The sequence below is a fragment of the Ruegeria sp. CG8 genome (assembly GCF_056537165.1).
In genome coordinates this window covers 14881-36848 of sequence record NZ_JBQFRA010000008.1, presented here as the reverse complement: position 1 = coordinate 36848, position 21968 = coordinate 14881, and the positions used below count along the sequence as shown (strand labels likewise).

Here is a 21968-nt window from a genome sequence, read left to right as displayed (position 1 = left end):
CCTTTTTGCTATTGGGTTGGAGGATCCACCAGTGATATTCCCTCCAAAAGCCATGAGGAAAAATCATATGCTGGCGCCGCGTCGATTTCTGCCGTCTATTTCTTCCCTGTTGGCGCTCGAAGCCGTCGACCGCCTGGGCAGCGCCTCGGCAGCTGCCGATGAGCTCTCGCTGACCCAAAGCGCGGTCAGTCGCCAGTTGAAGGCCGTCGAAGAACAGCTGGGCGTCGCACTGATCCAACGCGACCAAATGCGCCTGCAACTCACACCCGCTGGCAAGGAATACGTGGAAACTGCCCGAACGGCGCTGCAGCAACTGGCGCAGGCCTCACTGAAGCTGAAGGCCAACCCTTCCGGCGGCTCTTTGCAACTGTCGATCCTGCCCGCCTTCGGTATGCACTGGCTGGCGCCACGGCTTCAGGATTTCGCGCAACGCCACCCCGAAGTGACGATGAACCTCAGCACACGGCTCAAGCCATTCGACTTCGGCACCGAACCCTTCGACGCAGCCATCCACTTCGGCCAGCGCGACTGGGCCGGGGTGAACTATCTGCCGATCATGTGCGAAGAGGTTCTGCCGGTCTGCGCGCCAGCCCTGCTGCCAGCCGAAACCCCGAATGCTGAATGGCTGGTCGACGCACCACTGCTGCATCTGGATACCCGGCCCGATGCGTGGGAACGCTGGTTCGCCGCGCAAGGCACCCCTGTCGAGGGCGTCCGAGGCATGTTGTTCGACCAGTTTTCGACCATGATCCAGGCCACGATCCATGGGCTGGGCGTAGCACTGCTGCCCAGCTACCTGATTTCGGCCGAGCTGGAAGCCGGCCGGTTGGTTCCGGCCTGCGCAGCTCCGCCGGTCAGCTTGGGCGACTACTATCTTGTCTGGCCGCAAGATCGCACGGAACCGGCCCCACTTGTCTCGTTCCGCGCTTGGCTGCAGGGGCAGCTGCCTTAGCCGATCCGGTACCGCCGCGGCCGAGCATCGCTCGGGCGCGGCCGGGCCCAACCGGAGGAGGCGGCCCGCAAGGGCCGTTGACGACGGGCGGGAGCGCCCGGTCAGACGTCGATCGAGCGGGCGATGAGTTCCTTCATCACCTCGTTGGTGCCGCCATAGATCATCTGCACCCGAGCATCCGCGTAAAGCCGCGCGATCGGGTATTCCATCATGAAGCCATAGCCGCCGAACAGCTGCAGGCATTCGTGCATGATCTCGTTCTGCACCTCGGAGCCCCAGTATTTCACCATCGAGGCCGTGGCTGCGTCCAGCTGACCGGCCTCCAGCTTGCCGATGCAGTCATTGACGAAGCTGCGCAGCACCTCGGCCTTGGTCTTGCATTCCGCCAGCTTGAAGCGAGTGTTCTGGAAGTCCATCACCCGCTGGCCGAACGCCTTGCGCTCTTGGGTGTATTTGACCGTCTCGGAGATGGCGAAATCGATCGCGCCCAGCGCCATGATGCCGATGGTCAGACGTTCCCACGGCAGTTGCTTCATCAGCTGATAGAAACCCTGACCTTCTTCGGAACCCAGCAGGTTGGTCATCGGCACCTTCACGTCCTCGAAGAACAGCTCGGCCGTGTCATTGGCCTTCATGCCCAGCTTCTTGAGGTTGCGGCCTCGGCGGAAGCCCTCGGCCCCTTCGGTCTCGACCGCGATCAGCGACACGCCCTTGGAACCCAGCGACTTGTCTGTCTTGGCGGCCACGATGATCAGGTCGGCGGTCTGGCCGTTGGTGATGAAGATCTTGGACCCGTTCATCCGGTAGGAATTGCCATCCTTTTCGGCTGTGGTGCGGATCGCCTGCACGTCCGAACCGGTACCCGGTTCGGTCATGGCCAGCGCGCCGACCATCTCGCCGGAGGCCAACTTGGGCAGCCATTTGCTCTTTTGATCCTCGCTGCCATAAGCGGTGATGTAGTGGGTCACGATCGACTGGATGCCATAGCCCCAGCCCGCATCCCCCCGCGAGGTCTGCTCATAGATCGTGACCGCGTCAAAACCCATGCCGCCACCGACACCGCCGAATTCCTCGGGGATGGCCCCGGCCATCAGCCCGGTTTCCCCGGCCTTCCGCCAGAAATCACGATCGACCACGCCCTGCTCGGCCCAGGCTTCGATGTTGGGCACCAGTTCATCATCCATGAACCGTCCGGCCATTTCGGCAAACATGCGGTGTTCGTCAGTGACCCAAGGGGCGGTCGAAGTAAAAAGGGACATGATTGGTTCTCCGGAATTCTGTTGGCGAAAAGGGTAGCTTTCGCCGCCGATTCCGCCAATCCGGGTGACGCCGCGTCGGTTTGCGCTGCTACGCAACGTCCTTTGGCGTCAATGCCCTACGCGGTGCCGGGCGCCGGGCGGCGGCGGCGTTTCCGGGGCGCCGGCGAAACACTGGGCGATGGCCATCCATTCCTGCGCGACCGGCCCCTGCACCGACAGGCCGGTGTCCGCCACGTTTCGGGTCTGGGTCACAACGCGGGCAAAATCGACGGCCGGCCCTTCGATCAGGTCGGCGCCGGGCGCGCCGAACTCCCACAGCGCCCCCGAAGGCGCGATCAGGCGCAGATGGGGCGTCACCGGAGGAACCGGGCGGCCATGCACCGTGAAAGTCCAGCCAAAGGTGTTCACGCCCAGCACGACGATGTTGCGGATCCGGTCGGTCTCGGGCCGGGTCAGGCCAAGAATGTCGAATACCTCCTGCCCATGCGCCCAAGTCTCCATCTGCCGGGCGGTCATCGAGGACCGCACTGACATGTCCGGCCCCACCCATTTGACCCGCGACTTGGGGTCCAGCCCCGACCAGTCGCGGCCCATTCGGCTGCATAGATCAGACCATGCGGCGCGCAGATCATGTCCACGCTCAGTGATTGCAGCGTTTTCCATGGCGCGAAAGCCCTCGGCCTGAATGCGCGGCATCACCTGCTGCACCCTTGCATCGAACGCATTCGGGTCGCGCTGTGACAGGTCGGCCATCTGGTTCCAGAAATGCAGGTGCACCAGCACATCGTCGATCGTCCAGTCTTTGAACTGGGTCACGATCTGCCAGTCCGCGGCACCCAGCCCCGTCAGTGCGTCATCAAGAACCTGACATTCTTCCAGAAAATCCGAAGCCTGCTGCATATACCCCCCTTTTACCTGCTTCGGGAACTAAAGCGGGTTTTCAATGGTCAAGCCAGCGCGTTTTTCAGCAAGACGGCAGCCGCCTCCTTCGCGTCGCGCGCGGGATCGCCGTTGCGAAGCAGCACGGCGGTGACGATCGCGCCCTCTTTCAGCAGCAGCAGCTGGCAGGCCAGCTTGTCCGGGTCCCGCGCGCCAGCCTTGCGACACAGGTCGGTGAAATATTCCAGCAGCAGGCGCTTGTGCTCGCCCGCCTGCACATGGATCGGGTGGTCGGGATCCTGGTATTCGGCCCCCGCCTTGATGAACATGCAGCCGCGGAAATTGTCCTCGCGGAACCATTCGCCCAGCGCATCGAACGCGGCCAGCAGTTGATCGGCGGGGGTGTCGGCCAGTTCCTCGATCCGGCGCACGAACCAGTTGCGGAAATTCTCGTCCCGCAGGCGCAGCACCGCCAGGATCAGCTCTTCCTTGGTGCGGAAATGCTTGTACATCGAGGTCTTGGACACGCCGGTCTCGACCACCAGCCGGTCCATTCCGGTGGCGTGAAACCCGTCGCGGTAAAACACCCGCAGCGCTTTGCGGACCAGCTCATCCCGTTTGTTCGGACGCATGATTCGGCTCCTTTATGTACAGATCAGTACATAATGCCTCTCCCGCGCAGATGCAATTCATACCGCTGAAGTCTCTGTTTTTTAATATTATTCTCCGTACAGAAAGGCTGAATGAAATACTTTTTTCGGCTCAAGGGTTGAAATCCTTGACCGATCTGTACACCTTATCAACACAGTTTACTGATCTGTACACCCAAAGGATTTGACCGATGCGACGCCGCGCCAGCCCATTTCCCGCAAGCTATGTTCCCTTCCTTCTGACCCTGGCCCTTCTGGCCGCCACCCTCGCCTGAAAGCCCTGACCATGCCCCCTCCTCTGCCCCCGTTCACGACGCAGACCGCCATCAAAAAGGTCCGCAAGGCCGAAGACGCCTGGAACAGCCGCAACCCCGACGTCGTGACCCCGGCCTATACCGAGGACAGCCAGTGGCGGAACCGGGCTGAGTTCCTGACCGGCCACGCCGAGATCCACGCCTTTCTGACCCGCAAATGGCGCACCGAACTGGACTATCGCCTGATCAAAGAGCTGTGGGCCTGTGACGGCACCCGCATCGCGGTGCGCTATGCCTATGAATGGCACGACGACAGCGGCCAGTGGTTCCGCTCCTATGGCAACGAAAACTGGGAGTTTGCCGCCGATGGCCGGATGGCCAAGCGACATACGTCCTTGAACGATCTGCCGATCACCGACGCCCAGCGCCTGTTTCACTGGCCCCTGGGGTCACGGCCCGCCGACCATCCCGGCCTGTCCGACCTGAACCTGTGAAAGGAGGCACCCAATGCCCCGCGCCTTTTCCGAACTGACCTTCACCCCCGCCGTCCGCGCGCATCAAGAGCGGATGGGGTCCGCCGCCTCTTACTCCAAGTTCATCGACGGCGGCCCGCAGCAGGGCCACCTGATCGGCCCCGCCGAGCAGGCCTTCATCGAGGCGCGCGACGGGTTCTATCAATCCACCGTGTCCGAGACCGGCTGGCCTTATGTCCAGTATCGCGGCGGCCCGGCCGGGTTTCTGAAGGTGCTGGACGACCGGACCATCGGCTATGCCGATTTCTCGGGCAACAAACAGTATATCTCGCGCGGGAATCTGGACGGCAATGACCGGATCGCGCTGATCCTGATGGACTACGCCAACCAGCGCAGGCTCAAGATTCTGGGCCGCGTGGACTTTCGCGAAGGGGCCGATGCCGCGCGCGATCTGTTTCCCGATGGGGCCGAGGCCGAACGCGCGGCGATCATCCATGTCGCGGCGCTGGACTGGAACTGCCCGCGCCACATCACCCCCCGCTTCACCGAGGCCGAGCTGCGCCCGCATCTGAACGAGCTTGGCCGCCAACTGGCCCAACTGCAGGCCGAGAACGACCGCCTGAAGCAGACCCTGGCCCGAAAGGCCTGAGCCACCCCCAAGACCCCGAACCCGTCAGCAACAGGAGTATCAATGCCATGCTACGCGCGATTACCAACACACTTGCCACCCTGACCGCCGGATCGGTCTTCGCCGTCTCGGTCGTGACCGTCGGCTTCTACCTCTCGCCCGAGGCCGTGCGCGCCGCCGAGCCCGACCCGTTTCAGACCCAGTTCCGGGCACAGACCATCGAAGCGATGCAGAGCGCTTATCCCGTGCTCACCCCCTACACAGAATCCAAGGCGCAACCAAAGCCCGAGTCTTCACCCAAGCTGCCGACAAACTGACAATTGAGGACCGAAATCTTGAATCCCCGCGCGTCTCGGGCACCGCCCGCGCTATCGACTGAGCCGAGCGCGGCCCGAGTGCACCATTGCCTCGATCCCCGCGGCGCAGAATTCGACCAGTTGGTCGATCCCGGACAGATCGCCCCCCTGTGACAGCGCCTGCACCCGCCAGGCGCTGTTGAGATGCGCCAGCATCGCCGAGACCGAATAGACCTGGCCAGTGGCCAAAAGCGCCGGGTCGGCCTGCGGATACAGTGCGGCGATCTCACGGATGAACAGCTGAGCAGTTGGGTCGAAACACTCGGCCGCAATATGGCGCCAGCGCGGATCGACCGAAACATGTGCCACCAGCCGCCCATAGGCCATCCAGCCCGGACCGCCGGTTTCGGCTAGGCTGACATAGGGGCGGATGAAACAGTCCAGAATGCCCCGCAGGGTCAGCGGGCCCTGCGCGCGCCGATCCTCCAGCGCCTGCATCCGGATCCGGGCAAGCTCGTCGGCGCGGCGCGCGACGGTCTGGAAGAACAGCTCTTCCTTGCCGCCGCCATGGTGGTGGACCAGTCCCACCTGCACCCCGGCCCGCCCGGCGATATCGCGGATCGAGGCGCCCTCGAATCCCCGCTCGGCAAACAGCGCCTCGGCCGCGTCCAAAATCCGCGCCTTGGTTTCCAGCGACCGGGCCGACGGCGCCCTTTGCCTTTGTTTTTCAATGTATTTCGCGCTCATGTTTTTCATCTTGCCTTATTTTGGACGATCGTTCAAGTTAAGCGCCACGAATAGGGGAGGGTTCATGACACAGGCGCGCAAGGCTTATGCCTTGATCGGCGCAGGTCCGATGGGGCTGGCGGCGGCCAAGGTGCTGAAGGAACAGGGCATCCCGTTCCAAGGTTTCGAGCTGCATTCCGATGTGGGCGGGTTGTGGGATATCGATGCGCCACGGTCGACCATGTACGAATCCGCGCATCTGATCTCGTCCAAGACGATGACCGAATTTGCCGATTTCCCGATGGGCGACGACGTTGCCGAATACCCGTCGCACCGGCAGATGCGCGACTATTTCCGGGCTTTTGCCGATCATTTCGGCCTGCACGATCACTACAAGTTCAACACCGAAGTGATCGACGCCTCGCCGCTGGGTACACCGGGCGATGGCTGGCGACTGACCTGGCGGGACGACCAAGGCACGCATAGCGGTGAGTTTGCCGGGGTACTGATCGCCAATGGCACCCTGTCGGAACCCAACATGCCCGATTTTCCCGGCCGGTTCGACGGCGAGTTGATCCACGCCGCGCAGTACCGCTATCCCAGCCAGTTCGACGGCAAGCGGGTGCTGGTCGTGGGCGCGGGCAATTCCGGGTGCGACATTGCGGTGGACGCCATCCATCACGCCGCGCAGTGCGACCTGTCGATGCGGCGGGGATACTATTTCGTTCCGAAATACGTCTTTGGCAAACCCGCCGACACGCTGGGCGGGATGATCCGCCTGCCCATGTGGCTGAAGCGCCGGATCGACGGGATGATCCTGCGCTGGTTCGTGGGCGACCCGCAGAAATACGGATTCCCCAAGCCTGACTACAAACTCTACGAAAGCCACCCGGTGGTGAATTCGCTGGTCCTGTACCACGCGGGCCACGGCGACCTGCGCATTCGCCCCGACATCGAGCGGATCGAGGGCCGCACGGTCCACTTCAAGGGCGGCAGCGCCAGCGACTATGACATGATCCTGGCCGCGACCGGGTACAAGCTGCATTACCCGTTCATCGACCCCAACCTGCTGAACTGGCAGGGCGATGCACCGCATCTGTACCTGAACGCCATGCATCCCGAACGCGACGATCTGTTTGTGCTGGGCATGATCGAGGCCACCGGGCTGGGCTGGCAAGGACGCCACGAGCAGGCCGAAATGGTGGCGCGCTATATCAAGGGTCTTCAGTCCGGCTGCCCCGTGGCTGCAGCGCTGAAGGCGGAAAAACAAAAAGACTATCGGCGCGCCACCGGAGGCATGCAGTACCTGAACCTGCCCCGCATGGCCTATTACGTGGACAAGGCGACCTATCGCAAGGCGGTGACGGATTGGATCGCGCGGTTCCGGAAAGCCCGCGCATGACCGGCATCGACGAGATCACGCTGAATTTCAGCCCCGGCTCGCTGACCCTTCTGAACGCGATCCTGGCGATCGTGATGTTCTCGATCGCCATCGACCTGTCACCACGCGACTTCGACCGGCTGCGGCGCGCGCCCAAGCCTGTGGTGGTGGGGCTGGCCTCGCAATTCCTGGTGCTGCCGGCGCTGACCTTCCTGCTGGTCTGGCTGACCGAGCCGCGCCCCTCGATCGCATTGGGGCTGATCCTGGTGGCGGCCTGTCCGGGGGGCAATATCTCGAATTTCATCACCCATCGGGCAGGCGGAAACGCGGCGCTGTCGGTGTCGATGACCGCCTTCGCCACCATTGGGGCCATCGTGATGACCCCGTTCAACATCGCGCTGTGGGGCGGGCTGTACCCGCCGACCCGCGCGATTCTGCAGCAGACCCAGATCGACCCGGTGCAAATCGCCATCATCGTCGGACTGATGCTGATCCTGCCGCTGGTTCTGGGGGTGACCCTGAACCAGAAGCGCCCCGCCCTGACGGCGCGGCTGCGCGGGCCGCTGCAGATCCTGTCCATGGCCATTTTCGTGGCTTTCATCGTGCTCGCCCTGGCGGCCAACTGGAGTTTCTTCCTAGGTTACGCCGGGGCGGTCGCCGGGCTTGTGATCGCTCACAACGCACTGGCACTGGGGGGCGGTTGGGTTGTGGCCACTCTGACCCGGCTGTCCCCCTTTGACCGGCGTGCAGTCACGATCGAGACCGGCATCCAGAATTCGGGCCTAGGGCTGGTGCTGATCTTCGCCTTTTTCAACGGCTTGGGCGGGATGGCCGTGGTGGCCGCCTTCTGGGGGATCTGGCATGCCATCTCGGGGCTGGCGCTGGCGCAGCTGATGGCCCGGACCAAGGCTGCCCGATGACCCGCATCCTGATCACCGGCGCCGCAGGGCTGGTGGGCCGCGCCCTGCTGGACGAGCTGAGCGACCATCAGGTGTTTGCCACCGACCTGCGCCGCCCCGCGACGCTGCCGGACGAGGTTCCGTTTCTGCGCATGGATGTCACCACGGGCGACCCCGCCCGGGTGATCGCCAAGGTGAAGCCCGAGGTGATCGCGCATCTGGCCTCGATCGTCACGCCGCCGCCGGGGATGTCGCGGGCCGAGGCCCATGCGGTGGATGTGGGCGGCACGCGCAAGGTGGTCGATGCCGCGCTGGCCCATGGCGTACGGCGGCTGGTCATCACCTCGTCGGGAGCGGCCTATGGCTATCACGCAGACAACCCGGTGCCGCTGCGCGAAACCGATCCGGTGCGCGGCAACCCCGAGTTTCCCTATTCCGACCACAAGCGGCAGGTCGAGGAATTGCTGGCCGAGGTCCGAACCGCCGCGCCGCAACTGGAGCAGGTGGTGCTGCGGGTGGGCACAGTGCTGGGCGACGGCACCGACAACCAGATCACCGCCCTGTTCCGCAAACCCCGCCTGCTGGCGGTGGCGGGCAGCGACAGCCCCTTCGTGTTCATCTGGACCCGCGATCTGGCCCGCATCCTGAAACGCGCGGCCACCGACGGGCCGCCGGGAGTGTACAACGTCGCCGGAGACGGCGCGCTGAGCGTCGACGATCTGGCGCGCGCGTTGGACAAACCCGTGCTGCGCCTGCCGGCCTGGGCGCTCAAGGCGGCGCTGGCCGTGGCCCGACCCTTGCGCCTGTCGCGCTACGGGCCCGAACAGGTGCGGTTCCTGCAATACCGACCGGTTCTTGACAATACCGCGCTGAAAACCGTGTTCGGCTATGTCCCGCAGAAGACCAGCGCCGAGGTGTTCGACCTTTGGAAAAGGAGTGTGGGCCTGTGAAAACCGCAGTGATCTCGGGCGGGGCCGGCGGGCTGGGTCAGGCGCTCTCGGCCGCGCTGCAAGAGCGTGGATGGCGCGTGGTCCTGCTGGATCTGAAGGTGGACGGGGTGCAGGACACCGCCACGCAGATTGCGATTGCCTGTGACCTGACCGATCCGGCGCAACTGGCGCGCGCCGTGAACGATACGCTTGCGCATTGCGACAGCATCGATCTGGTCATCTACAACGCCGGGATCACCCAGATCTGCGGGTTCGATCAGTCCGACGACGCCAGCCATCGCAAGGTGTTCGAGATCAACTATTTCGCGGCCGTCTCGATGGCACGCGCCTTTCTGCCCGCGCTGCGCCAGTCGCGCGGGGCGCATCTGGCGATCTCGTCGGTGGCGGGGTTTGCGCCCTTGTATCACCGCACGGCCTATGCGGCCTCGAAACACGCGCTGGAAGGTTTCTTCAAATCGCTGCGGTCCGAAGAACGGCCCCATGGCGTGCGGGTGCATATCGCGGCGCCCTCATTCGTGGCGACCAACCCGGGCCGGGCCGAGCGGCAGCCCGATGGCACCGCACGCCCCGGATCGGCCAGCGACGGCATGGACGAGATGACCCCCGAGGCGGCCGCCCGCGTGATCCTGCAAGGGATGGATCGCGGGCGGCCCGTCATCCCGGTGGGCCGGGTGGCGCGGCTGGCCTGGTGGCTGAACCGGCTGGCCCCACGCCTGTACCAACGCCTGATGGAGCGCAATATCAGCGGCGCGTGACGCACGGCCATTATTTGCGGCACGTCTCCCGGTGTGGGGTTGCCCTTTCGGCGCGGCTTTGCTTTGTCTCTGGCAAGCATTCCGGCCAGTGGGCGTTTCATGTCCCGGACCGGTCACAGGGAGGATCTCGAAAATGGCGAAAGTTGCATTCCTTGGCCTGGGCGTCATGGGCTATCCGATGGCCGGGCATCTGCAGGCGGCCGGGCATGAGGTGACCGTCTACAACCGCACCGCGGCCAAGGCTGAGAAATGGGTGGCGCAGCATGGTGGCCAGATGGCGACCACGCCGCGCGGTGCCGCCGAAGGGGCCGAGTTCGTGATGGCCTGCGTCGGCAACGACGACGATCTGCGCATGGTCTGCACCGGCGAGGACGGCGCATTCGACGGCATGGCGGAAGGCGCGGTTTTCGTTGACCACACCACCGTTTCGGCCAAGGTCACGCGCGAGCTGTACGCGGCGGCCAAGGCGCGCGGGATTTCTTTTGTCGATGCGCCGATCTCGGGCGGTCAGGCCGGGGCCGAGAATGGGGTTCTGTCGATCATGTGCGGCGGCGACCAGGCCGCCTATGACCGGGCCGAGCCGGTGATGCAAGTATATGCCAAGATCTGCCGCCGCATCGGAGACAGCGGCGCGGGCCAGATGACCAAGATGTGCAACCAGATCGCCATCGCCGGGCTGGTCCAAGGCCTGAGCGAAGCGCTGCATTTTGCAGAGAAGGCCGGGCTGGACGGGCGCGCAGTGGTCGAGGTGATCAGCCAGGGGGCCGCCGGAAGCTGGCAGATGTCGAACCGGTACGAAACCATGCTGGATGACCATTTCGACCACGGCTTTGCGGTGGACTGGATGCGCAAGGACCTTGGCATCTGCCTGGAAACGGCGGACGAGACCGGGGCATCGCTGCCGGTGACCGCGCTGGTCGATCAGTTCTACAAAGATGTTCAGAAGATGGGCGGCGCCCGCTGGGACACCTCGTCACTGATCAAACGCCTGCGGGCATTGGGATAAGACGGGGGGCCGTCTGCCGCCCATCGCGCCAAGACGCGATTCCCCCGAGGATACTTTTGGCCAGATGAAAAGGGCTCCGGCGCGCACGGGGCGGAAGTTCGAATGAATGACATCAGTGAATTTTGGGCGGCCGCGCTGCGGCGGGTCTGGGGGCTGGACGCCCGGCTCTCGCGGCTGGATGGCGAGTATGACCTGAATTTCCTGGTGCAAGCCACCAATGGGCAGGATTATGTTCTGAAGGTCATGCGGGCCGGGTGTGACTCGCAGTTGGTGGATCTGCAGATCAAGGCGTTGGAGCATATCGCGGCCGAGGCCCCGGGGCTACCGTTTCCCAAGGTCATCCCCGGTCTGGACGGCGGTTTGCTGCTGCAGATCGACGACGACGTGGGACGGCCTCGTCTGGCGTGGCTGTTGGAAAGGCTGCCGGGCCGGTGCTATGCCAAGACGGTGCCGAAATCCGAGGACCTGATCCTGAAACTGGGCCGGGTCTTGGGAGCAACCGATCGGGCGCTGGAGCGGTTTTCGCATCCCGGCCTGGAGCGGCCGGAGTTCAAATGGGACCTGACCCAGGCCGGCTGGATCGCTGACAAGCTGGATGCGGTTGCCGACCCCGATCGCGCGGCCCTTCTGCGCGAGATTTGTGCACAGTTCGATGCCGTCGCGGACATGCTGGCCGAGCTGCCCCGGCAGGCCATCCACAATGACGTGAATGACTACAACATCCTGGTCGAAGGAGAGCTGTCGGAGCGCCGGCAGGTTTCGGGCCTCATCGATTTGGGCGACATGTGCGCCGCGCCGCGGGTGTGCGAACTGGCGATCGCTGGGGCGTATGTGGTGCTGGATCACCCCCGCCCTGAACGGGCACTGGCCGCGCTGGTGCGGGGCTATCACGCCGCAAACCGGCTGCGCCCGCAGGAGGTGGATTTGCTCTGGCCTCTGCTGCGGATGCGGCTGGCCGTGTCGGTCGTCAATTCCACGCTGATGGCCGCCGAAAACCCCGACGACCCGTATGTGACGATCAGCCAGGCACCGGCCTGGCGGTTCCTCGAAGATGGTTCGGTCAATGGCGAGCTGATGTCCGCGCGGCTGCGGGCGGCCTGCGGGCTGCCCGTCACCGACGGGGCCGATCGCATTCACGCGTACCTGTCCGAACATCGCGGTCAGTTTGCGCAGCTGTTGGGACAGGATCTGTCGGACGTTCCGATGGGTTCGCTGTCAGTCGAAAACTCGACCTGGCCGCAGAACCCGTTTCACATGCCGCTGGACGAGGCGGCGCGGGTGGGCGCGGAATTCGGCGACGGGTTGTGGCTGGGCTATTACAACGAACCGCGCCTGATCTATGCCGAGCCGACGTTCCGCAAGGGTCCGTGGAAGGCCTCGGACAGGCGCACGGTGCATCTGGCTGTGGATGTGTTCGCGCCGGCGGGGACGCCTTTGCTGGCGCCGCTGAGCGGGCGGGTCGAGGCGGTCGAGAACCGGGCGAACCATCTGGACTATGGCGGCGTGGTGATCCTGCATCACGAAACCCCCGAGGGTGACGCGTTCTATACGCTGTACGGGCATCTGGACCCCGAGGTCTGTGACCGGCTGAAACCCGGAGACCCGGTGGCGCAGGGGGCGGCATTCGCCCGGTTGGGCGATGCCGACCAAAATGGCGGCTGGGCGCCACATGTGCATTTCCAGCTGGCGCTGACCACGGACGGCATGCAGGCCGACTGGCCGGGCGTCGCCGACCCGGACGAGCTGGACCCGTGGCATGCGGTCTGCCCGAACCCGGCGGCCCTGCTGAACCTGCCCGACGAGAAGGTCTTCTATCGCCCGACCGACAAGGCCGAGATCCTGAACAAACGGCGGGCGCATTTTGGCGGCAACCTGAGCCTGACCTATGACGACCCGGTGATGCTGGTGCGTGGGTGGAAACATCACCTGTTCGACGAATGGGGGCGGCCCTATCTGGACGCCTACAACAACGTGCCGCATGTGGGGCACGCGCATCCGCGCATTCAGGCCGTGGCGGCGGATCAGTTGAAGCGGATGAATTCGAACACCCGCTATCTGCATCCGGCGCAGGTGGAGTTTGCCGACAAGCTGCTGTCGAAACTGCCCGAACACCTGCAGGTGTGCTTCTTCGTCAACTCGGGCACCGAGGCCAACGAGCTGGCCCTGCGCCTGGCGCGGGCGCATAGCGGGGCCAAGGGCATGGTGACGCCCGATCACGGCTATCACGGCAACACCAATGCGGCGGTGGCCATTTCGGCTTACAAATTCAACAAGCCCGGCGGCGTGGGCCAAGCCGATTGGGTGGAACTGGTCGAGGTGGCCGACGATTATCGCGGCCGGTTCAAACGTGATGACCCCGACCGCGCGCAGAAATATGCCGACCTGGTCGACGACGCGATTGCAGCCCTGCAGCGCAAGGGGCACGGGGTCGCGGGGTTCATCGCCGAGACCTTCCCCTCGGTCGGAGGGCAGTTCATCCCGCCAAAAGGCTATCTGCCAGCGGTTTACGAAAAGATCCGCGCCGCCGGCGGCGTCTGCATCGCCGACGAGGTGCAGACGGGCCTGGGCCGGCTGGGCGAGTACTATTTCGGCTTCGAACATCAGGGCGCGTCCCCTGATATCGTGGTTCTGGGCAAACCCATCGGCAACGGCCACCCCCTGGGCGTGCTGGTCACCACGCGCGATATCGCCGACAGTTTCGACAACGGGATCGAGTTCTTCTCGACCTTCGGCGGCTCGACCCTGTCCTGCCGGATCGGCAAGGAGGTGCTGGACATCGTCGATGACGAGGGCCTGCAGGAGAATGCCCGCGTGATGGGCGCACGGCTGATGGATGGTCTGCGCGCGATCGAAGCCGAGTTCGCCTGCGTGGGCGACGTGCGGGGGATGGGCCTGTTTCTTGGGGTCGAACTGATCAACCCCGACGGCTCGGAAGGCACCGAGATCTGCCGGTACGTCAAGAACCGGATGCGGGACCACCGCATCCTGATCGGCAGCGAGGGGCCGAAGGACAACATCCTGAAGATCCGCCCGCCTTTGACCATCGAGGCCGAGGATGTGGACATGATTCTGTGGGCGCTGCGGTCTGTGTTGGTCGAGGTGGGCGACTATGCCCCTGCTCCGGTTTGCGACCACACCCATCACCATGACGGGTGCGGCTGCTGCTGAGATACGCCCCGGCCGGGTTCGGCCAGGGCACTGAACCGCGCCGTCAGTGCAGCACGGCCGAGGGGGTCTGATGGCCGGTGGTCGGCAATGGGATGGCGGTGGTCATACGCCGCAGGGCCAGCCCGAACTCTTCGGACAGTGACGCCAGCGCGGGCGCGAAATCGGGGCGTACGATCAAGGCGGCCAGCATCATCGCATCCTCGCGCGCCCCTTCCGAGGCCGCAGCGATCATCTGCGCGAAACAGCTTTCGTCCGCGCCCAGACAGGCGCAGCCCAGCCCGTGCCGGATCAAGGGGCGGCGGGCGTGATGGGCGCACAGGCTGCACAGACGATCCAGCGCCAGCATGGCCAGCTGCCCATGATCGGCGCCCAGCGCGATGTCGAAGTCATGTGCGGCGTCGGCACGGCCGGCGGCCCCGTCACTCCACATCCGCAGGTACATGACGGCGCCAGCCTCGATCGGGGTCAGATCGGCCAGCCGTCCGACCGGGGCGCCGCCCCGGGTCGATGCGCCGCTCATTTTGTCAGGATCAATTTACCCGCGCGGGTGATGCGCAGGGTATACAGCTGGTCGCCCAGTTCGATATGGGCCAGGTTGCCGCCCTGCGTCAGGTCCTCGGCCTTGTGGGCCGGCAGCATCGAAACGGCATAAGCTTGGGTCGGATTCGGGTTCTGCGCGTTCATCGGGTCATCTCCGGTTGTGTTCAGGCAAAGCGCCTTTTCCGTTCAACTTTCATGGATCTGGCTGGCCCGGAACCGGGTTGGCTGCGTGTCTTCATGCTTAATCTGATAAAAATACTAAGGTATGTCAAGTGCCGGTTTCCTGCTATTCGCACACCGAACCATTGCGCCCTTGCGGCAGGCCCGTTAGGCCGGGTCTCGGCACTTAGAGACGGGAGCGGAGATGACGGCGGCAATCGTGTTTGATCTGGATGGCACGCTGGTGGACAGCCTGGCCGACATTGCGGCAGCAGCGAACCGGATGCTGGCCGATCAGGGCTATGCGCCCCTGCCCGAAGAAACGATCCGGGGATTCGTCGGCAATGGTCTGCCAAAACTGGTTGAGCGCGTGATCCTCCACTGCGGACTGAGCATTGAGCGCCATTCCGAACTGACACAGGTCACGCTGAACCATTACAGCCAGGCATCAAGTGCGATCACCAGGCCTTATCCAGGTGTCAAAGACGCTCTGCGACGACTGCGGGCTGCAAATATCGCGCTAGGGGTCTGCACCAACAAACCGGAAGCGCCCGCGCAGCATATCCTTGAGGTTCTGGATCTGGCGCAGTTCTTCGACGTGGTGATCGGCGGAGATACAGTGAAATCCCGCAAACCCGACCCCGCCCACCTGACCGCCACGTTCGAGGCACTGGGCACAAACGACGCGCGGGTCTTTGTGGGCGACAGCGAAGTGGACGCAGAAACCGCCCAACGTGCCCAAGTCCCATTTATTCTGTATTCGGAAGGGTATCGAAAGTCGCCGGTCTCGGAACTTCCCCATTTGGCCAGCTTCGACGACTTTGCGCGCCTCCCTGACCTGGCAATGCGCATCACGGGCTTATCTGGTACCGGGCTCTAAGGCTTTGGCTGTCAAGGGATTCAACTTTTTTGGGGGTTTTTGAGGGGCCGGCTGAGGGGGTAGGTAGCCAGCCCCTCTTCGGGGAAAGTGGTAGGCCAAGTTTGACCTTGGTTAATCAGACAATAGCCCAGCCCACCTATGCCCGAAATTGGGGGTTTCCCGTAGAGAGACATTTTTTGCGAAAAATTCGCCGAAGACCCTTCGCTGACGTCTAGCGTCTGATCACTCAGGCCCCGAACCACCGGCCGGTGGTAGCGCTGCTGGGCTCGCTTTGTCCAATAGCGTCTCGTACATGTGCGGATAGACGAAGCGAGCAGCCGCACGGGCGATCACCAGTTCCTCGTTGGTGGGGATTACCATGACCTGAACCCGGGACAGCGGTGTCGAGATGATCCGGGCGTGGTCCGTATTGGCATCATGGTCCAGTTCAATCCCCAACCACCCCATGTTGACGCAAATCCTTTCGCGCACCAGCGCAGAATTCTCGCCGATCCCACCAGTGAACACCACCGCATCCAGCCCACCCAGCACAGCCGCAAGGGCACCGAGTTCACGCCGCGCACGAAAATTGAAATAGCTGATGGCCCGGCGCGCGCTGCCGCTGTCAGACTTTTCCAGCGTGCGCATGTCGCTGGACAGACCGGACAGACCCAGCAGACCGGATTTGCGATACAGAAGTTCGGTGATCTCATCCACGCTCATGCCCTTCTGGTCCATGAGGTAGAGGACGACACCGGGATCCAACTGGCCGCATCGGGTTCCCATCGGCAGACCGTCTATGGCCGAGAACCCCATGCTGGACCCGACCGAGCGGCCGTGGATCATACCGCACATCGACGCGCCGTTGCCCAGATGCGCCACGATGACCCGGCCGCCATGCAGCAGCGGTGCGGTTTTGGCCAGATGGCCCGAGATGTATTCGTAGCTGAGGCCGTGAAACCCATAGCGGCGAACGCCCTTGTCATAATACTCGGTCGGCAAGGCAAACGTATCGTTGACCCAGGGGTGACTGCGGTGAAAGGCGGTGTCGAAACAGGCAACCTGCACCGCATCGGGGAACCGCTCGACCGAGGCACGAACACCGCTGAGGTTATAAGGTTGATGCAATGGTGCGAAGGGCGAGAGTTCGTCAAGCGCTGCAAGGCTTTCCGGCGTCAGCAAGATCGGTTGATCGTGGTCAGGACCACCATGAACGATGCGGTGGCCGACGGCTGCAATATTGGCCGCGGGAAATTGCTGGACGATCAGGTCCAGAACATGGTTCAGGGCCTCGTGATGATCGGCAATCCCGTCTGCCACATCACCGCCCAACGTGCGGCCATCCGACGTTTTGGCGCGGATGGTCGCGCCAGCGGCGCCGATGCGGTCCACGATTCCGGTGCATATTGCCACCGGGTCATCAGATGGCAACGAAAACAGCCCGAACTTCAGAGACGACGAGCCTGCGTTCAGCGTGATGACATGGCTCATGACCGCCCCCCGGCAATGCGGGCGGCGTGCAGAGCAGCCACGGCGCAGGATGCCAAACGCGCCTTGTCGTCATCCGCGCGGCTGTTCAGGATGATCGGCACCTTCGCCCCCAGAACCACCCCTGCCGCTTCGGCGTTGGCGATATATGTCAGCTGTTTGGCCAGCATGTTGCCCGCATCCAGGTTCGGAACCACAAGTATGTCTGCCTGTCCGGCCACTGGCGAGACAATCCCCTTGATCCGTGCTGCGGCCATGCTGACCGCATTGTCCATGGCCAGCGGACCGTCGACCAAGCCTCCTGTGATCTGGCCCCGTTCAGCCATTTTGGACAGCAACGCCGCGTCGATCGAGGACCGAATGGCCGGGTTCACCGTCTCGACCGCCGACAGTACGCCGACCTTGGGCGTTTCCATCCCGATCGAGATCGCCAGATCAATCGCGTTCTGGGTGATGTCGATCTTGGTTTGCAGATCGGGCTCGATATTGATCGCGGCGTCGGTCACCAGCAGCGGGTGTGGTTGCCCGGGCACGTCCATGACAAAAACATGGGTAAAGCGCCGGCCCGCGCGCAATCCCTGATCCTTCCGCAATGCGGCCCTCAGCAGATCATCGGTGTGCAGATGCCCCTTCATCAGCGCCCCGGCCCGGCCTTCGACCACAAGGTCGACGGCGATGCGGGCGGCTTCGCTGTGCTCTTCCGCGACGACAATCTCGAAACCATCCAGCTTTTCGCCCAGTTCCTGCGCCGCCTGCCCGATCAGGTCCGGGCGACCGACAAGTATCGGCTCAATGATCGTTTCCCGCGCAGCCAGGATCGCGCCGCCCAACGAGTTCGGGTCCTCCGGCGCGACGACGGCGGTCGGGATGGGATCCAGCGGCCGGGATTTCTCCAGCAAGGCGTCGAAGTGACGGTGCCGCTGAACGATCAGGCCGGGAACCTCGATTTCACGGAACGACAGCGCGCGGTCCGGGGCGATTACCACGGCCTTGCCGCTGACGATGACCGCGTCATCCCTGCAACGGGTGACGGTGGTATCCAAGACCACCTCGCGGTTTGCACGCTTTTCCGTGACGACCACGCGCGCCAAAAGCTCGTCCCCGGCCATGGCACGGCCCACGAAGTCGAACTGTTGCGATTTGTAAAGCGTCCCGGCCCCGGGAAGGATGTTCCCCAGAACCGCCGAGATCAGCGCGCCCACGAACAGCGATGGCGCCACCGCCTCGGGCCGGTCGTCTCCATCCCCGTCCTCATGGGCCAGGTGCAGCGGGTTGTGATTGCCCGAATTCGCGGCAAAGGCATAAAAGTCGTCCTCGGTGCACAGACGCTTCAGTTCGGCCGTGTCCCCGATGTTGAGTTGATCATAGGGTTTGTTGTGATACTGCATCTGGTTCAACCTGCGAATGCTGCGCGCCGAACGCGGCCATGCAAGGGCCGAGCGACCGGAGCTGTGTTGCCCGGAACCTGATGGATTGCACGCGAAATGTCCAACTCATACCCCGGCACGTCACGTCATATTGGCGCGCAGGAAGACCTTGCACGAGCGATGCAACAAGACGTTGACAGCCACCCGGTTTTTTTTGACGCGCTAACCATCTGGCTTCGAAAAAGGAGATGGAACGCGGCACAATCAAGCGCCAGAGTTGAACGGGATACCGCTGGTTGGTAAATCTGAGCGACCTTGGATGCCGGTACACATACCATGATCGCCCCTCAGCGATTGCCCCCACCAGCGGCATCCCGACGAGCACTAGCGAGGCCGAACCGTTCCCTTGACGACCGAGTTGCAGAATACGCTGATCCTGTCCGCGGTGGTGGTGGTCCTGGCCATTCTGGTTTGGCCGCGTGTCGCCAGTTCCCGGATGTGGCGAGCTTCGATCACCCCGTTGGCGTCGATCATCGGCAGCGGGTTCCTTGTTCTTGGTCCAATCCTGGACGTCAGTTTTGGCGATCTGGCCCCGCTGGCCATGCTTGGCCTCTGCGCAGCGGCCTGGGGGTTCGGAAGCGCAATTCGATACAACATCCGCGACATTGCGCACAGGCCCGACCGCGGCGCCGGTATCGAGCGGGCCGAAAGGGTCGCCTCGGCAAGCCTGGCTTTTGCCTACTTCATTTCGGTCGCCTACTACCTGAACCTGTTCGGCTCGTTTGGCGTGAGCCTGACCCAGGTGGATGACGCGTTTCATGCCCGCCTTGTGACCTCGGGCGTGCTTGTGCTGATCCTTTTCGTTGGCTGCACCCGGGGGTTTTCCGCGCTGGAACGGTTGGAGCAGATTTCAGTCGGCCTGAAACTGGCAATCATCGCCGGGCTGCTCGTCGGACTTGCCACGTATTTCGCCGAGCAATACAGCCAAGATGCGCTTGTCTTTGACCCGCCGGCCGAGCGCGGCTCGCACGCGTTCATGTTGTTGGCGGGCCTGATCGTCACCGTGCAGGGATTTGAAACCTCGCGTTACCTCGGCCACGCCTATGATGCGGAGACGCGCATTCGCTCCATGCGGTGGGCCCAGTTGATCGCAAGCGCGGTTTACCTGATCTATATCGGCCTGTTGACCTATTGGGTCGAACCGGGCGGCTTGGTTCTGGACGAAACGGCGATCATTGACCTGATGCAGGTCGTCGCCCCGATACTGCCCGTCCTTCTGGTTATTGCGGCCCTGTCGGCCCAGTTCAGCGCCGCCGTCGCGGATACCAGCGGGTCCGGTGGACTGCTGTCCGAGATTTCAGGCGGGCGCGTCTCTGAACGGACCGCCTATACCGTTCTGGTCGGCGTCGGGTTGGTACTGACCTGGACATCGAATGTCTTTGAAATCATCAGCTATGCGTCGCGCGCCTTTGCAGCCTATTACGCGCTGCAGGCCGGCATCGCGGCCCGGTCGGCATCTCAGCAGAACCTGCGCTTCCGCGCGTTGGTGTTTGCTTTGTTCTGCATTCTTGGCGCAGCAATCGCGGTATTCGGATTGCCCGTCGAATGACGCTCTGACCTTACCCAGCCAATAACTGGCCCACAGACGCCGTGTCAGCCGTGTCCCGCGATCAGATCGCTGGCTTTCTCGCCGATCATGATGGCGGGCGCATTGGTGTTTCCGCTGACGATTTCCGGCATGATCGAGCAATCGGCCACGCGCAACCCCTCGATCCCCCTCACCTTCAAATCAGGACCGACAACGGCCGCGTCGGTCGTGCCCATCGCGCAGGTTCCGGTCGGATGATAGATCGACACCGAATTCGAGCGTGCCCAGTCCAACGTACCTTCATAGTCGTCACAGGACAGATCGGCCGTCGGTCGGAACTCCTCGGAGATCTTTGAGGCCAACGGATTGTGGCGCGCAATGTTGCGAGCGATGTTGACGCCCGCGACAATCGTTCGGCAATCGGTTTCTGTCGACAGATAATTCGGGATGATTTTGACATAGCTGGCGGGGTCCGGTCCGTCCAACCGCAACTCTCCACGGCTTTCCGGCCTGAGCTGGCAGACCGACATCGTAAAGGCCGAAAACGGGTGCACGCCTTCGCCAGGGCTGTCCGCCGACCAGGGCTGGACGTGAAATTGGATGTCCGGGGTTTGAACATCGGGACGGGTCTTCATGAAACCGGTTGCCAGACTGGCCGCCATGGTCATGGGACCGGCCCGGAACAACGCGTATTTCAGCGCGATGCGGGCCTGGTTGAACAGGCTTCGCACCTCATCGTTCAGGGTCGGCTCGTTGCACTTGAATACCAGGCGCGCCTGCAGGTGATCCTGCAGCCCCCTGCCTACGTTCGGCAAGGCGTGAACGGGTTCGATTCCGTTTGCCTTCAAATGATCGGGGTCACCAATGCCTGACAGCATCAGGATCTGCGGAGAGTTGATTGCCCCCCCGGACAGGATGACCTCGCGCCGGGCTTTCACCGTTTTGGTTTCGCCCGACCGATCGCGGTAGACAACGCCTGTTGCGCGCTTGCCGTCCATGGCAACCCGCGTCACCAGCGCGCGCGTGACGATCGTCAGATTCTGACGGTTGCGGATGGGCTTGAGATAGGCGACGGCTGCACTGCAACGTCGCCCGTTGCGCGTGGTCAGCTGAAAATACCCGACACCCTCCTGGTTGGCGCCGTTGTAGTCGGGATTGAACGGATAGCCTGCGGCCTGTGCCGCAGCGACCCAAGCATCGCAGATCGGGCGCTGTATGCGCATATTGGAGACGGACAATGGCCCACCTACGCCATGATACTCATCCTCTCCACGCTCTTGATCTTCGCTGCGTTTGAACAGGGGCAAAACATCGTCCCAGCCCCACCCGACGTTTCCCATCTGGCGCCAGCGGTCATAGTCCTCTTTTTGTCCGCGAACGTACAGAAGCCCGTTCAACGACGACGACCCACCCAACACTTTTCCGCGCGGCCAATCAATGGAACGCCCATTCAGGCCCGGGTCAGGCTCGGTGCGATAACACCAATCGACCGAGGGGTTGTGCATGGTCTTGAAGTACCCGACCGGGATGTGAATCCACGGGTTGGTGTCTGGTCCGCCCGCCTCGATCAATGCAACTTTGGTTTGGGGGTCAGCACTAAGCCGATTGGCGATGACACATCCCGCAGAACCGGCACCGACAATCACATAGTCCACTTCCATGATCGGCTCCTCCCGAAGTTGCTAAAAAAA

The 21968-nt window shown here is 63.3% G+C and carries 21 protein-coding genes; 12 read left to right on the top strand and 9 right to left on the bottom strand.

Going from position 1 to position 21968, the window contains the following annotated elements:
* The first annotated feature begins 67 nt into the window (after positions 1-67).
* Positions 68-952, top strand: coding sequence for a LysR substrate-binding domain-containing protein (locus ACR0EF_RS18310; protein WP_170373439.1), 885 nt, complete (start codon positions 68-70; stop codon positions 950-952).
* Between the two features lie 101 nt (positions 953-1053).
* On the opposite strand, the gene ACR0EF_RS18305 is transcribed toward ACR0EF_RS18310, so the two are convergent.
* From ACR0EF_RS18305 to ACR0EF_RS18295, 3 genes are all read right to left on the bottom strand, one after another.
* Positions 1054-2211 (bottom strand): acyl-CoA dehydrogenase family protein, encoded by a 1158-nt coding sequence (locus ACR0EF_RS18305; protein ID WP_170373423.1) that lies wholly within the window; start codon positions 2209-2211, stop codon positions 1054-1056.
* Positions 2212-2319: 108 nt separating this feature from the next.
* The gene (locus ACR0EF_RS18300) at positions 2320-3111 is read right to left on the bottom strand and encodes a TIGR03084 family metal-binding protein (protein ID WP_170373424.1); all 792 of its coding nucleotides are present in this window, start codon (positions 3109-3111) and stop codon (positions 2320-2322) included.
* Between the two features lie 47 nt (positions 3112-3158).
* Positions 3159-3722, bottom strand: a complete 564-nt coding sequence (locus ACR0EF_RS18295; RefSeq protein ID WP_170373425.1) for a TetR/AcrR family transcriptional regulator — start codon at positions 3720-3722, stop codon at positions 3159-3161.
* Positions 3723-4026: 304 nt separating this feature from the next.
* On the opposite strand from ACR0EF_RS18295, the gene ACR0EF_RS18290 reads away from it, so the two are divergent.
* Genes ACR0EF_RS18290 through ACR0EF_RS18280 form a run of 3 tightly spaced genes read left to right on the top strand, consistent with a single transcriptional unit; the run spans position 4027 to position 5412 of the window.
* On the top strand, positions 4027-4488 hold the full coding sequence (locus tag ACR0EF_RS18290) for a nuclear transport factor 2 family protein (RefSeq protein WP_170373426.1): 462 nt from the start codon (positions 4027-4029) through the stop codon (positions 4486-4488).
* A 13-nt stretch (positions 4489-4501) separates the two neighbouring features.
* Entirely contained in the window at positions 4502-5116 is a 615-nt protein-coding gene (locus tag ACR0EF_RS18285; protein WP_170373427.1) for a pyridoxamine 5'-phosphate oxidase family protein, read from the top strand.
* A 47-nt stretch (positions 5117-5163) separates the two neighbouring features.
* Positions 5164-5412, top strand: a complete 249-nt coding sequence (locus tag ACR0EF_RS18280) for a hypothetical protein (protein WP_174819685.1) — start codon at positions 5164-5166, stop codon at positions 5410-5412.
* A 51-nt stretch (positions 5413-5463) separates the two neighbouring features.
* On the opposite strand, the gene ACR0EF_RS18275 is transcribed toward ACR0EF_RS18280, so the two are convergent.
* A complete protein-coding gene (locus ACR0EF_RS18275; RefSeq protein WP_170373428.1) occupies positions 5464-6138 on the bottom strand; it encodes a TetR/AcrR family transcriptional regulator in 675 nt (224 codons plus the stop codon).
* A gap of 64 nt (positions 6139-6202) precedes the next feature.
* On the opposite strand from ACR0EF_RS18275, the gene ACR0EF_RS18270 reads away from it, so the two are divergent.
* The 6 genes from ACR0EF_RS18270 (at position 6203) to ACR0EF_RS18245 (ending at position 14276) form a co-directional block, all read left to right on the top strand.
* Complete coding sequence (locus ACR0EF_RS18270) at positions 6203-7519, top strand: flavin-containing monooxygenase (RefSeq protein WP_170373429.1); 1317 nt, start codon at positions 6203-6205, stop codon at positions 7517-7519.
* Positions 7516-8418: a bile acid:sodium symporter family protein gene (locus tag ACR0EF_RS18265; RefSeq protein ID WP_170373430.1), complete on the top strand. Its 903-nt coding sequence runs from the start codon at positions 7516-7518 to the stop codon at positions 8416-8418. Before ACR0EF_RS18270 ends, ACR0EF_RS18265 begins: the two co-directional genes overlap by 4 nt.
* A complete protein-coding gene (locus ACR0EF_RS18260; RefSeq protein ID WP_170373431.1) occupies positions 8415-9347 on the top strand; it encodes an SDR family oxidoreductase in 933 nt (310 codons plus the stop codon). Before ACR0EF_RS18265 ends, ACR0EF_RS18260 begins: the two co-directional genes overlap by 4 nt.
* Entirely contained in the window at positions 9344-10102 is a 759-nt protein-coding gene (locus tag ACR0EF_RS18255; protein WP_170373432.1) for an SDR family NAD(P)-dependent oxidoreductase, read from the top strand. Before ACR0EF_RS18260 ends, ACR0EF_RS18255 begins: the two co-directional genes overlap by 4 nt.
* Before the next feature lie 133 nt (positions 10103-10235).
* Positions 10236-11108 carry an NAD(P)-dependent oxidoreductase gene (locus ACR0EF_RS18250; protein ID WP_170373433.1) on the top strand — a complete coding sequence of 291 codons (873 nt, stop codon included), beginning with the start codon at positions 10236-10238 and terminating at the stop codon, positions 11106-11108.
* Between the two features lie 102 nt (positions 11109-11210).
* Complete coding sequence (locus ACR0EF_RS18245; protein WP_170373434.1) at positions 11211-14276, top strand: aminotransferase class III-fold pyridoxal phosphate-dependent enzyme; 3066 nt, start codon at positions 11211-11213, stop codon at positions 14274-14276.
* 43 nt (positions 14277-14319) lie between these two features.
* Here ACR0EF_RS18245 and ACR0EF_RS18240 read toward each other — a convergent pair whose 3' ends face one another.
* On the bottom strand, positions 14320-14796 hold the full coding sequence (locus tag ACR0EF_RS18240; protein ID WP_170370955.1) for a hypothetical protein: 477 nt from the start codon (positions 14794-14796) through the stop codon (positions 14320-14322).
* On the bottom strand, positions 14793-14960 hold the full coding sequence (hemP, locus tag ACR0EF_RS18235; RefSeq protein ID WP_005978533.1) for a hemin uptake protein HemP: 168 nt from the start codon (positions 14958-14960) through the stop codon (positions 14793-14795). The genes ACR0EF_RS18240 and hemP overlap by 4 nt, the downstream gene beginning before the upstream one ends.
* A 220-nt stretch (positions 14961-15180) precedes the next feature.
* Here hemP and gph point away from each other — a divergent pair, with 220 nt between their 5' ends.
* Positions 15181-15855 carry a phosphoglycolate phosphatase gene (gene gph / locus ACR0EF_RS18230; protein WP_170366743.1) on the top strand — a complete coding sequence of 225 codons (675 nt, stop codon included), beginning with the start codon at positions 15181-15183 and terminating at the stop codon, positions 15853-15855.
* Positions 15856-16077: 222 nt separating this feature from the next.
* Here the strand turns inward: gph and ACR0EF_RS18225 are convergent, their stop codons facing one another.
* Positions 16078-17325, bottom strand: coding sequence for an acetate/propionate family kinase (locus tag ACR0EF_RS18225; RefSeq protein WP_170370957.1), 1248 nt, complete (start codon positions 17323-17325; stop codon positions 16078-16080).
* Positions 17322-18710: a bifunctional enoyl-CoA hydratase/phosphate acetyltransferase gene (locus ACR0EF_RS18220; protein WP_170370958.1), complete on the bottom strand. Its 1389-nt coding sequence runs from the start codon at positions 18708-18710 to the stop codon at positions 17322-17324. The genes ACR0EF_RS18225 and ACR0EF_RS18220 overlap by 4 nt, the downstream gene beginning before the upstream one ends.
* A 385-nt stretch (positions 18711-19095) precedes the next feature.
* Between ACR0EF_RS18220 and ACR0EF_RS18215 the strand changes: the two genes are divergently transcribed.
* On the top strand, positions 19096-20298 hold the full coding sequence (locus ACR0EF_RS18215; RefSeq protein WP_254438895.1) for an APC family permease: 1203 nt from the start codon (positions 19096-19098) through the stop codon (positions 20296-20298).
* A gap of 44 nt (positions 20299-20342) precedes the next feature.
* Here the strand turns inward: ACR0EF_RS18215 and ACR0EF_RS18210 are convergent, their stop codons facing one another.
* Positions 20343-21938, bottom strand: coding sequence for a GMC family oxidoreductase (locus ACR0EF_RS18210; RefSeq protein WP_170370959.1), 1596 nt, complete (start codon positions 21936-21938; stop codon positions 20343-20345).
* Between the last annotated feature and the right edge of the window lie 30 nt (positions 21939-21968).

Coding starts and splice junctions, on each gene's coding strand:
- ACR0EF_RS18310 (WP_170373439.1), top strand. CDS start 68: ATGCTGGCGCCGCGTCGATTTCTGCCGTCTATTTCTTCCCTGTTGGCG.
- ACR0EF_RS18305 (WP_170373423.1), bottom strand. CDS start 2,211: ATGTCCCTTTTTACTTCGACCGCCCCTTGGGTCACTGACGAACACCGC.
- ACR0EF_RS18300 (WP_170373424.1), bottom strand. CDS start 3,111: ATGCAGCAGGCTTCGGATTTTCTGGAAGAATGTCAGGTTCTTGATGAC.
- ACR0EF_RS18295 (WP_170373425.1), bottom strand. CDS start 3,722: ATGCGTCCGAACAAACGGGATGAGCTGGTCCGCAAAGCGCTGCGGGTG.
- ACR0EF_RS18290 (WP_170373426.1), top strand. CDS start 4,027: ATGCCCCCTCCTCTGCCCCCGTTCACGACGCAGACCGCCATCAAAAAG.
- ACR0EF_RS18285 (WP_170373427.1), top strand. CDS start 4,502: ATGCCCCGCGCCTTTTCCGAACTGACCTTCACCCCCGCCGTCCGCGCG.
- ACR0EF_RS18280 (WP_174819685.1), top strand. CDS start 5,164: ATGCTACGCGCGATTACCAACACACTTGCCACCCTGACCGCCGGATCG.
- ACR0EF_RS18275 (WP_170373428.1), bottom strand. CDS start 6,138: ATGAGCGCGAAATACATTGAAAAACAAAGGCAAAGGGCGCCGTCGGCC.
- ACR0EF_RS18270 (WP_170373429.1), top strand. CDS start 6,203: ATGACACAGGCGCGCAAGGCTTATGCCTTGATCGGCGCAGGTCCGATG.
- ACR0EF_RS18265 (WP_170373430.1), top strand. CDS start 7,516: ATGACCGGCATCGACGAGATCACGCTGAATTTCAGCCCCGGCTCGCTG.
- ACR0EF_RS18260 (WP_170373431.1), top strand. CDS start 8,415: ATGACCCGCATCCTGATCACCGGCGCCGCAGGGCTGGTGGGCCGCGCC.
- ACR0EF_RS18250 (WP_170373433.1), top strand. CDS start 10,236: ATGGCGAAAGTTGCATTCCTTGGCCTGGGCGTCATGGGCTATCCGATG.
- ACR0EF_RS18245 (WP_170373434.1), top strand. CDS start 11,211: ATGAATGACATCAGTGAATTTTGGGCGGCCGCGCTGCGGCGGGTCTGG.
- ACR0EF_RS18240 (WP_170370955.1), bottom strand. CDS start 14,796: ATGAGCGGCGCATCGACCCGGGGCGGCGCCCCGGTCGGACGGCTGGCC.
- hemP (WP_005978533.1), bottom strand. CDS start 14,960: ATGAACGCGCAGAACCCGAATCCGACCCAAGCTTATGCCGTTTCGATG.
- gph (WP_170366743.1), top strand. CDS start 15,181: ATGACGGCGGCAATCGTGTTTGATCTGGATGGCACGCTGGTGGACAGC.
- ACR0EF_RS18225 (WP_170370957.1), bottom strand. CDS start 17,325: ATGAGCCATGTCATCACGCTGAACGCAGGCTCGTCGTCTCTGAAGTTC.
- ACR0EF_RS18220 (WP_170370958.1), bottom strand. CDS start 18,710: ATGCAGTATCACAACAAACCCTATGATCAACTCAACATCGGGGACACG.
- ACR0EF_RS18210 (WP_170370959.1), bottom strand. CDS start 21,938: ATGGAAGTGGACTATGTGATTGTCGGTGCCGGTTCTGCGGGATGTGTC.